Genomic DNA, 11,185 nt, shown 5'->3' with positions numbered 1-11,185 from the left:
TCTCCGTAGCCCGGATAATTGGTGTGCTGGCCGTTCGTTGGGATTCGAACCGTGAATGGCCGTTCTAGAATAAAGGCTGCACGATCGTAATTTGGATCAGTCTTCTGGTTGTGTGGCCAGTCATCTGTAACAGAGGAATAGTTGACGACTGGAGTATGGACCGTGACGGTGTTGATTCCGAAGATCGGGAATTGTTGATCACTGCCACCGTTAATGTTCCCAGGCATCAGGCTGTAGAAAATAGTTCCCTTGCTGGTCGTGTTCGCCCGGTTGAGCTTATCAAGGCTAATTATATTTCCAGGCTTGTATAATACACTTTCGTTAATATGTCCCGGTGCTGGAATCCTGCCAGGCGTTGGCCCAGTTTCAGGTCTGCGACTGGAATCTATAATGGTAGACCCGTTGAACTCTAGCGCATCATTGGTTACTTCGACTGGATCTACACCATCCTCCGCCACACTTTGCAGATTCTCCTCTGGTGGGGAGGGCTTGCTCGTAAACTGGCTCCCCCCGTAAGATCCTGATGGAGCCATAATAGGGTCAGCTGGAGTTGGAGGGTAATAATCACCCGACGCCTCAGCTGAATAATCAGGCGGCTGATACCCTTGAGGATAAATGGTAATTTCACCGTTAGGCAGCGCGTAGTTCTCTAAAACCCCCTGATCAATCTCGTACACTTCCAGATTATCAATGACCCAATAAGAATAGGGACGCTCTACGATATAACGGCTTGTTGCAGGCTCAGTCACCTGCCGCGGCACAGATATTGTAGTCGATTGTCCGTCCGGTGTGGGCGGGCCAGGCTTTTGCTCTACCCAGCTTAAAGTCCACATTTTTTTAACATTAACCTCAAACGTACAGACTCCCGTCATATTGACAAATGAATGTTGCGCAAGGTACTCCCTCGTCAAAATCCTTCCATACAGGCTTTCTGATGTCGGAATTCCTTGCAGTACATCAAACACATCATCTGCCATAATCCTGGCTGTGACTACCGGGTCCATGTAGCTGCCGTCTATGGTCGCTCCTGGAGCTGGTACTGTACAGGAAGCAGTGGGAGAATCGATTTCCTCTTCTTCAACCGAAATTCGGATAGAGGCGGTCAGTTTGTAACCGTCTTTCTCCTCCCAAACAGCGGTTATTCTAGCAGACCCTTTACTTACTCCCTTGACCTTTCCGTTTTCGTCCACGGATACTACCGATTCTTTATCTGTACTCCATTTTGTCTTCTCATCTGTAGTCACATCCTCAGGACTTCCATAGCTGCTTGAGCCGGGGGCCATTGTAGAAATAATCGCTTGTATATAAGCCTCCCCATCTTTCCTAAGGGTGGTTACCCCTTCCAGCTCTATTCTTTTTTGTTCTATGACTTCGCCACGCCAGTAAATATCGATGGGTGTATAATAACCCACTTTGTATTTATTCCAAGGAAGGTAACCGCCGACCCCATTACCTCTTTTACCAATGTCCTCATACATAAAGTGTTCATAACCTTTTCCTGTTAAAGACGAAATGACGACAGAGGATTTGGAATCTGTAATCTCAAGCTTGGTAATATCGGATTGAGAACCTTGTCGACCGGCAATCGTTTTTACCTGAGCTATAATCTCATTGGTAACCTTACCAGGTTCAACGTCCTTATTATTGTTATCCTTCCATTTATTTGGCTCATAAACGGGATTATCCTTCATTACAATTTTCTCTCGAACCTCACTGACAGTCGGCCAAGGATTAGCATCCGTACCTGCATTAGGAACTGTAATGCTACCTCCTGGAGCATAACTTGTATCCGCCTTCCATTTTCCGTTATCCAACTGATACCAATAAACACCTGGCTCGGATAACTTTTGTCCTGCAACCTTTTTTATTTTCTTTTGATAAGCGGTTGGACCGTTCACTGCATCTGGAACAAACTCCGCAGGCTTCAAAGGTGCTATGTCTTCTGGGTCAGGGCTTACAACTCCCACTTCCTGTCCAGCCCCGTAGGAAGTCCCTGCTATAAACATAAGGGTCGATATATTAACCATGAAGAACACTAAAAAAGTGATATAGTACTTTTTCATCCCTTGACCCCCCCGGCTTTAATCAGGTCTAGGAATAGAAAAACTCACGGATGTATCGCCTTTTCCCATTTGCTCATAATATTCCTCCAAAAATTCCCGAGGTACATAATCCTGCATCCAGAACCTCCTCGGCACATCCTTCTTGAAGAATCCTCGTTTGATGAAATCATACCTTGGTAATGCGGTAATTCCATACTTATCTAAAGTTCCGCTTGAAAAACTCATGCCCTTGGTAAAGTTATATAGCGTTGAGGTACTAAAGTTAGTATTTTTTAGTGATTCGTGATCATGTGGAACGACCGTAACTTCAAAGAAAAAATTATAAAAATCTTTTTGTACCGGTAAATCGAAATCCTTGTCCATAAACATCTGTCCATAGAGGTTTCTTTGCTTGGTAGCAGATATGGCATCCACCGCAATGATTCGATGAATCGTCATGGTTCCCCGATTGTAAAGCATAGTGTAAGGTTTATTGGCAATTCGGTCAAAGCTCTCCAATTTATCGTCGTATGATAGGTTGTACCTGTACGGAGTAGCAGACAATAGATTCGTTCCGGTTAAACCCACCTCTCGCATCTCTTTCAGATCTTGGTATACGCCTGGATTGTTGTTCTGAACCTTCTCATATCGAGCAAGAATCACAGCAACTTCCGCCCTCGTTGTCTGGTTGTTAGGAGCAAAATTTCCATCAGAATATCCAGTCATCAGACCCGTTCCGAGAGCCACCGCTACATACGGATAATCGGATTTATTCAATCCGCCCTTATGATACTCCACGATCGGAAGGAGCGTATCCTTCGTATCCGACAAGGCCTGCCGGAAGTCTTCATGCTTAGCTGCCAAGCCTGATGCCATCCACTGTGCCATCTCTCTTCGGGTTAATAGAGTCCCCGGCTTAAAGCCTTTTGGATAATCCTTGGTAGAGATAAACCCCATCCCTACTGCTTTTTTTATCCCGGATTCAGCCCAGTGACCATGAACATCTGGAAAAGAACCCTGCCCATCTGCCAACTTATTGTTTGACACTCGCGCCATCAGGGTAGCGAACTCCGCTCGTGTAACCTTGTCACTGGGACGAAAAGTTCCGTCTGCGTATCCTTTGAAATACCCTTTGCTTACGGCAGCATCAATTGCCTGTTTCGCCCAATGGCTCGCAGGGACGTCCTTAAATGTACTTGCGGCAGATACAGATCCTGCACCACAGAATCCAAATATCCCTCCAAAGGCTACCGCTCCAGCCAGTGCGCTCTTTATGACAAGCTTCATATGTAATTCACTCCCGTTAGTAGATATTAACTATATCGTTTGTTTATACCTTGTTACTGCATTAAATCGCTTAACTCCTAGTTATGATGATCTAACCTGATGTAAGGCCTCCTTTCCTATTCTCAGCAGAAAAATAAAACTTTTTTCCCAACATTATCAATATATTACCATTAAATCCTTGGATGAGGTAGGTAAATAGTATTGGTCTTTTCAAAAAAAGTGTTTTTTATGGTAAATATATAGGAGGATTTCGACATTTTCTATGTCATCTATTATGTATTAATTGAGTGATGGGTTCTCTCGATACTGGAGATCCACACAAAAAAGAACCTTGAAACATATTGGGACTGACCCTCGTTTGTGAGACAGGGATCAAAAACACCTTCAAGAGAATGCGTCCATGTCGTAAGATATGGACGCATTCTCTTGAAGGTGTTTTTGCATTGGCAACAAGAAGCATATGCGTGGTTAGGAATTCCTCGTGCTACGTACTACCGCTGGAAAGCCAAGTATGTGAGCGAACACAAGGATCACAGCGATCAAGGAAGTGTGTACACGTCTCTGGCGTACTAGGAAGCTGTAAAAGGAAAAGGCATTACCATGAGCATGTCCCGTAAGGGCACGCCCGCTGATAATGCCTCCATTTTCCTCGCATATCGCTGTGGTAACTGAGGTATTGGCCGCTGGCATCTTCTCGCTCAATCAGCCCTTTGTTTCTGGCAGTAACTATGAATTAATTCCATAAGCTTTTCATAGGCTGCTCCTGACTGAGAAATCGACTCCACCGGTGTTGTTAAAGTAAGAAAAGAGTGTTTCTAACTACGCACATTTTTGGGCGAAGCCAGCCCCGTTCATTAAAGGCATATAGTCTTTTCACGTGCATTACACGGGTTACACTCTATGTGTATTTCTTGTATGAAGGGTTCATTCAACACTGGCTAGCCACAGAAAAAAAGAACCTTGAAAGGCATTAAGCCATTCATGGTTCGCCGAAACTAATACAAGATAAAAACTACCTAATCACTAGAGTAAACAACTTCCCTAAGTAATGAATTATAAAGCACATACATACTTTATAAACATCTTATTTTATAGATTTACTCTGCTTATATTGCTCTACAATCTCTTTTGCTCTCAGAGAAGGCACATGTCTGGAGTTACGAAGATATACGATTTCATCAATAAAATAGTCTATACTTTCTGCTATTTGTGTAGGGAGTATAATAATGGCTCCAGTATTTTTCAAAATTTCGATACAAATGTGTATTCCAGAATTTAATACCAAATCGTTGATCAACCCCGTACTCATCCAAGGGAAGCAAAATACCTTTTTCCCGTAGGCATAACCAATCGCAGCAGAAACCCTCCATTTCTCCCAACTCAATTGCTCATATTTAAGATTTAATCGATCCTGAGATAAATTGAATGTTTTTATTATTTCCTCAATATTGTGTCTCTCTTCATTAGGATTCTGTTTTATCGCTTCATATAATTGTTCAATAACTCTCTTACTTTTAAGAAAGAGCCCCCCCTTATTTAATCCTTCTCCAACGTACCAGCCAATGTTCTGTAACTCAGCTAACGTAACTAATTTTCCATCAATTTTAATTTCCCCTGAGATGCATTGTTCTTTACCAACTAAATTATAAGATAGTCCCCAACCACCTTCACCACACTGCCCGATAATTCCATAGGACTTGCCCTTAGTAAATACATAATCAAAGTCCTTAAGGTTATCAATCATTTCACCGTAATTTTTCATTTTGGGATAATAGAACGCACTTTCAATGCAAACCTCAATTTGATTTACTTCCAGAACTTCCACCACCCTTTATTAAATCCAATCTCTTTAATATCATAAATTTCAATTGGAACTCTTTGTGAATCCGTCGTTTGTACCGTGATATATTTAATTTTCGGATTCACTATACCTATATCTGCTTCAAAAGAAGCATTTGTCTTAAATTCCAAAACCGTTTGTGCGCGATTTCCGATCCCCGCTGCTTTTGCTTGTGACCGGGTTGGTTGTTCAGTCCAAACAAAAACTCTAGATTCCCATTTGTTACCTGGTCTTCCTAAGGTTTTAGACTCAATAATTTGTTGAGCGATTTCTTTAGTTGTTACATGGTAATATACTTTATCTTTCGCCGTTCCCTCAGGACACTTAAACAACCCCAACGGATCAATAAAGCTAACCGGATCTCCGTTGACATAAGCATAGCGATTAAAGGTCTGCCCGTCCAGCACGTCTCCACGTATCACATCTCGATTAATAAACCGCCGTCACCCACTTCCCAAAGAAAAACCTTGAAAGGCACGAAGCCAATCAAGGTCGGATGAATTACTTATTCAGTTTGTCTATAATTTTCGTGCTACTTCTGCTCCGTAGTGGTAATGATTTAATTCTAACTTCGCGAACCTGATTTCTTCCAATTCATTGAGGATATTGAGTTTCTCTGCTTCAAATCCAATGGGAAAAACCACAGTCTCAAACCTACTTTGAAAGTCCTCCAAATCATATTCTTGACGGAGAAACATCTCACATAGCTGTATTAGCTTTTGGGATTCAGACCCCATATTGGCTCACCTACCTTGTTGTTATTATTGTTACAACTGCACCCTGAGGATTTGTTATTACCTTGAGAGATCCTGACGTATAGGATAAATTCCCATTCTCTTGGAGTACTGGTTTAGTGTTTTGGATGACATCCTCTACATAATAAGGTGAATCACTTCTGCCATTATCATTTGTTTTCCCTGCCCCACCTGCTTGAACGATTTAAGAATCTCCAGAGTAACGTTTACCACTAGGTTGCATCCTGAGCATATTCTTGACCGCTTGCAGTTACTTTTTGGTAGTAACTCCAACTACCCCACATAACTTTATTGCCGTTAGCTGTAACTTCACCCGTACCCTGAGTTGTAATCTTAAACTTGGAATAAAGAAGGTGGTAATTGGATTACCAATTAAAACCATTATGTCAGCATATTTGACGTTCTGTTAGAGGATTCCCCTCCCGATTCTAGTCACTATAGATACCAGTGGATCTTAAAAGGATGATCCCTATACAATACTGAGATCCATCTACCGTTTGCCAATTAAGTAATTTTGTATTTAATATAACGATTTTTCATCTCTTGATTCATATTTCCAGTTGAATATTCAATCACATCATGAAAATTTGAAGCGACATTTTTTAATCCATAAATGTACGTTTGTGGATTTTGCAAGAAAAATCTCGGAAGATTATGAAGAACTCTTATCACTAGATGTATTTTTTTTCTATCCACTATTAGTGTGGGCTTCAATAATTCTGTTAATTCCATGACTAAATCATTCATGAAGTTAATGATCACTTTCTCCTCTTTTGTATTATGGACGTTTTCAATACGAGTATTTATTTTTTTTTCAATTTCAGAAAATGATTTAATTAAAGTGATATAATATTTTCCTATATCCTTTCTTTTTTTACATAATTCAATAAAGTCTCTTAGTAATTGCTCATCCTCTTTGGTGTATGCAGGGTCACTCATTCTCATGAGTATCCTTTGCCACATAACAATATGCATCTTTAATGTTTTTCTATAATTAAATTTCCACATTTCACTAAAGACCCGACCTTTTTCTGCTACAAGCCCTATATATAATATTTCACCATAGATATTATTTTTCTTCATAATATATCACTTCTTTCAAAACTCATTTACATTCGTTTTAATTAGTCTAATACTTTAATTGGCTTCTTCCAAATTTCATACCATCGTTTGGTCCAGTATACATTTGTCGCTGAAGGTAGCTGTGTTGTGGGAGTATTCATATTAAAGCTACCACCTCGTCCAAGCATTGTATTTGCAACTGTCGTGTGGTGTCCTTCAATAACAAATGAGGTTGCACCATTGCTATAAACACTACTATTTGCTTTTACCGGGTCGTAATTTTCAACTATCTCCATTACTCGACTTCTTGAGATTACAGTTTGTCCTGGTCTTAGATTAGATTTATTGAGAGTTTCGAGTGCTTCTTCAAATGACATTATAGTTTTTGAAGAAACAGCATTCCCCGTCCCCTCAGTATTCTTATCTCCCCCATTAGGACACTTAAACAACCCCAACGGATCAATAAAGCTTACCGGGTCTCCGTTGACATAAGCATAGCGATTAAACGTTTGCCCGTCTAGCACATCTCCACGTATCACATCTCGGTTAATAAATCGCTTAATCTTCGGATCGTAATAGCGTGCTCGCATGTAATACAAGCCATTGCTATCGGTCATGACACCATCACGACCGTTGTAGCAGAACGGTTGGTGTGTTGGTCCCTCATGGTTCTCGAGCTCTCCATATATTCCATACGTGTAGCGGTCGGTGACTTTACCGTGTTCATCAGACAGTAAGGTCGTGCTGCCCCGCATATCGCTGTGGTAGCTGAGGTATTGACCACTGGCATCTTCTCGGCCAATTAGTCCCAGACCATATACATAGCGCGCTTTCACTTCTCCGGTGTGGTCGATCTCCATCAGAAGGCGGCTGAGATCTTGAGACTCGTCAAGGACATAACGGGTGCTCTTCCCCCGGATGAGCTGCTCAATACGGTGGCCTTGAGCATTATACCGGTAGCGGTGCTTTCCAGTCTGGATCAGACGGTTTCTTGCATCGTATTCGTAGGCGGACATACTCTCGCCGTCTGTCATGTACAGCAGGTTGCCGTCGGCATCCATTTCAACTGGGAAATCTCCAAGCCGCTGGATACGGTTGTCTGAGGTATAGTGCAAGGATTCAGCGGCGGTATGCACCTTGTTATCTGCAATCTCCGTAATATTCCCTGCCAGGTCATATGCATACTGGATTCTTCGTCTTGGCCAGGAGCCGTTCGTTAAGCGACGCAAGCCATCGTAGGTGTACTGCTTTTCTTCTTCCTGGATTAGCAGACCGCTCTTGTTGTACAGATAATTATACTGCTGCAGGCGAATGCCATGCCTATCATTGTCTGTAAGGCGCTCCAGTCTGCCCGCTGCATCATAGCTTCGTTCTTCTCGGCTTCCGTTTGGACGCTTCGACTCAATGAGCTTGCCGCTTGCATCATAACGGTAGCGGGTCAAGCGGCCTTTCCAGTCCTTGACCTCCGCCAGTTCTCCAGCGGCATTATAACGGTATTCTACCTGCTGCCCATCCGGATACGTTAGGGTGGTCAAACGGCCGACTTCGTCATAGGCATATTGCAGCTTATTCCCGAAGGTATCTACGCTGGAGATCAGGTAGCCGAGTTCGTTGTAGCGATACTGGGTCTGTGCTTCGCCTTCGGTAATACTTGTCATCTGACCATCTGGCGTGTAATTCAATTGGATCATGCCAGCTTCGTCAATCGACTCGATTAATCGTCCGCTTGCATCGTAGCGATACTCCGTAGCTTGTCCTCTCCGGTTGATCTTCTGGCGCAGCCAGCCCCGTTCATCATAGGCATATTGAAGCTCTCCACCGGCAGCGTTGATCTCTCGGATCAGCTTTCCACTGCGGTCGTATTTGAGTTCTGTCCGGTTCTGGTTCGCATCGATATATACCGTCTGGCGATGCTCTCCATCAAATTCTTGATGGTACGCTGCCAGATCTCTTTCCGTCCCGTTAACCGTTTCGGCTTGAATAACCTCTACTAAGCGGTAAAGGGAATCATACCGGTAGCGCTGGGATAATCCTTCCGCATCCACTTCCTCTTCCACTTGATGCAAGGCGTTGAAGCGCCGTTTGGTTATATTGCCGAGCCCGTCTTTCAAGGAAATCGGCCGGCCAGCTTCATCATAGGTTAGCTCACTAACAATTCGGCCTTCGCCATCGGTGACGGATAACAATCTTCCGGCTCTATCATACTTGTAGTGCGTGGTTCGCCCCAGCGGATCGGTCACAAGCGTTAAGCGGCCGACTGGATCATAACTCAGATACGTCTCTTCACCCAGCGCATTGCGCTCTTTGATCAGGCGATTTTCTGCATCGTACGTATAGGTGGTGCTGTTGCCTAACGCATCCGTCACTTGTTCAACCATCCCATTCGCGTTATAGCGATATATCGTGGTGGCTCCGGATGGAAGGATTCTCTCGATCGGACGATCTCCAGCATCATACTGCGTCTTCCAGGTCCGATCTATTGCATCCATCATCTGAATGAGGTTGTCGTTCCCATCATAAATCCGGTTTACGGTTCCGCCTAATGCATCGGTTAAGCCGCTCACTCGGCCGATAGGGTCCAAGGTAACCGTGGTTTGACGATTCTCAGGATCAATCAATCCATTCAGCTGTCCGCCTTCATCATATACATACTGCCAGGCTGCTCCTTCGTAATCACGGTAGACTTTAATCTGTCCTGCTTCATTGTACTGCCACTGGGCATGACTTCCGTCTGGACGCTGGATTTCGGTTAGGCGATGCTGTTCATCATACAGGTATTTTACCCTGTTACCTGCCGCATCGGTTTCACTTTCAACCCGATGATCGACAGTATAGGTATACTTTGTGCTATTCCCTAAGGGATCGATCTCCTCGATCAAGTGCCCTTCTTCATCGTACCGATAGCGAACGGTTTCGCCGAGCGGATTCGTTACAGACGCTTCTTGACCTCTCTCATTATACGTAAAACGGGTTACGCCGCCGTCCTGAGCCTGAATTTCGATAAGCCGCAGGTCTTCATTATGTACAAGAACTTGCTGACCCCCGAGACGATTGGTGAGAGTCGTTACGATATATCCCGGGCGACTCTCTTCATCATAGTGCAAATAGGCCGGAACCCCGGATGGATCGGTCTGTCGAATAATTCGAGCCTTGTCATCGAACGCATTCTCGAATTGCATGACGCCATCTTCGGCAAGGGTGACAATTCGTCCTGCAGAGTCATGCGTCATCTCGGTTTTATATCCATTGGCATCGGTGAACTGATGGAAGAACCCATTCTCATCGTAAGCAAAAGAAACGATTCTGTCGTCATTGCAGTTCCCATCCTGTATGCTTTCAACCTTGCCATCTGCTGTGTATGTAAAGTGCAGTGCTCGTCCGGTCACTCGATCGGTCAAGCTGTGCAGTTGACCTTCTTCCTCGTAGCTGAGATCTAGAGGCAATCCGTCTGCGTTCGTATGACTTAACAGTACTCCGCTCTCGTTAAAGCGGTAAATCTCGCGAGGTGCACGGGTCTTCAGCACCCACTCTTCTTCTTCAATGTACAGTTCATCGAAGCAGACATCCACGTCACGGGTACGGTACACTCCTTCGGCTACACGTTCGAAGCGGTTCTTGCGTCCAGCGGTCCAGCAGATCTCTACGATCTCCTGCTGCGCTTCAAGCTCCAGCCGAAGCTCGTATTGATGGGACCAGGCCGGGCCAAGCTGTCCTGGCTGAAGCAGGCCGGAGTTATACATGATCTTCACCGGCCATGCTGCCGCTCCGTTTAATGTAATCGCGGTATGGTGGATAAACTGATAGCCCGTTGCGGTATGAATAGGATCTTCGGCGCAGCTCTCCGATCTCGATTTGGATACGTCCTGCTTTTTAACGGCTTCGGTAGAGGGCGTGGAGCCTTGCTTGCTTGGTGGTACGGCATCCTCCAGCTTGGAGGCTTTACTAGCATCCGCCGCTTTCGCTGTACCCTCTGCCGCCTTGTTTCCACTCTTGGCCAGCTTGGATGCTAGAGCCCCTGCCGCAGCTGCTGTCGATGTCGCAGCTGCCATTTGAGCGGCAGTACTTGCGTCTAGACCGTCGTTTTTGTGCGCTGCCCCTGCTGAATCCCCATCTGCCACGGTCTTATCCGTCTTGTTCGCACGTGGATTCACTTCAGAGACGGTGTCATCTATATTGGATTCCCCTGGCTTCTTCCCCGG

General features: G+C 44.4%; 6 protein-coding genes and 1 pseudogene. 1 reads left to right on the top strand and 6 read right to left on the bottom strand.

Annotation, left to right across the window (positions count from 1 at the left end):
* A partial coding sequence (locus AC3WJJ_RS25525) for a DUF5704 domain-containing protein (RefSeq protein WP_492544934.1) occupies positions 1-2,063 on the bottom strand: 2,063 nt, incomplete at its 3' end.
* 18 nt (positions 2,064-2,081) lie between these two features.
* On the bottom strand, positions 2,082-3,329 hold the full coding sequence (locus AC3WJJ_RS25520) for an S-layer homology domain-containing protein (RefSeq protein ID WP_492544932.1): 1,248 nt from the start codon (positions 3,327-3,329) through the stop codon (positions 2,082-2,084).
* Positions 3,330-3,860: 531 nt separating this feature from the next.
* On the opposite strand from AC3WJJ_RS25520, the pseudogene AC3WJJ_RS25515 reads away from it, so the two are divergent.
* Positions 3,861-3,974 (top strand): annotated as a pseudogene (locus AC3WJJ_RS25515) (IS3 family transposase); the annotation flags it as partial.
* A 439-nt stretch (positions 3,975-4,413) separates the two neighbouring features.
* On the opposite strand, the gene AC3WJJ_RS25510 reads toward AC3WJJ_RS25515, so the two are convergent.
* The 4 genes from AC3WJJ_RS25510 to AC3WJJ_RS25495 form a co-directional block, all read right to left on the bottom strand.
* The gene (locus tag AC3WJJ_RS25510; protein ID WP_492544930.1) at positions 4,414-5,154 is read right to left on the bottom strand and encodes a P-loop NTPase family protein; all 741 of its coding nucleotides are present in this window, start codon (positions 5,152-5,154) and stop codon (positions 4,414-4,416) included.
* Positions 5,136-5,576, bottom strand: a complete 441-nt coding sequence (locus AC3WJJ_RS25505) for a hypothetical protein (RefSeq protein ID WP_492544928.1) — start codon at positions 5,574-5,576, stop codon at positions 5,136-5,138. Before AC3WJJ_RS25505 ends, AC3WJJ_RS25510 begins: the two co-directional genes overlap by 19 nt.
* An 852-nt stretch (positions 5,577-6,428) precedes the next feature.
* Complete coding sequence (locus AC3WJJ_RS25500) at positions 6,429-7,007, bottom strand: hypothetical protein (RefSeq protein ID WP_492544926.1); 579 nt, start codon at positions 7,005-7,007, stop codon at positions 6,429-6,431.
* Positions 7,008-7,048: 41 nt separating this feature from the next.
* The coding region (locus AC3WJJ_RS25495; protein WP_492544924.1) for an RHS repeat-associated core domain-containing protein at positions 7,049-11,185 on the bottom strand (4,137 nt) is incomplete at its 5' end.

It is taken from the genome of Paenibacillus sp. FW507-14B1B (genome assembly GCF_058781425.1).
Note: the sequence above shows the minus strand (reverse complement) of the source record. Positions and strands in the feature narration are given on the sequence as shown.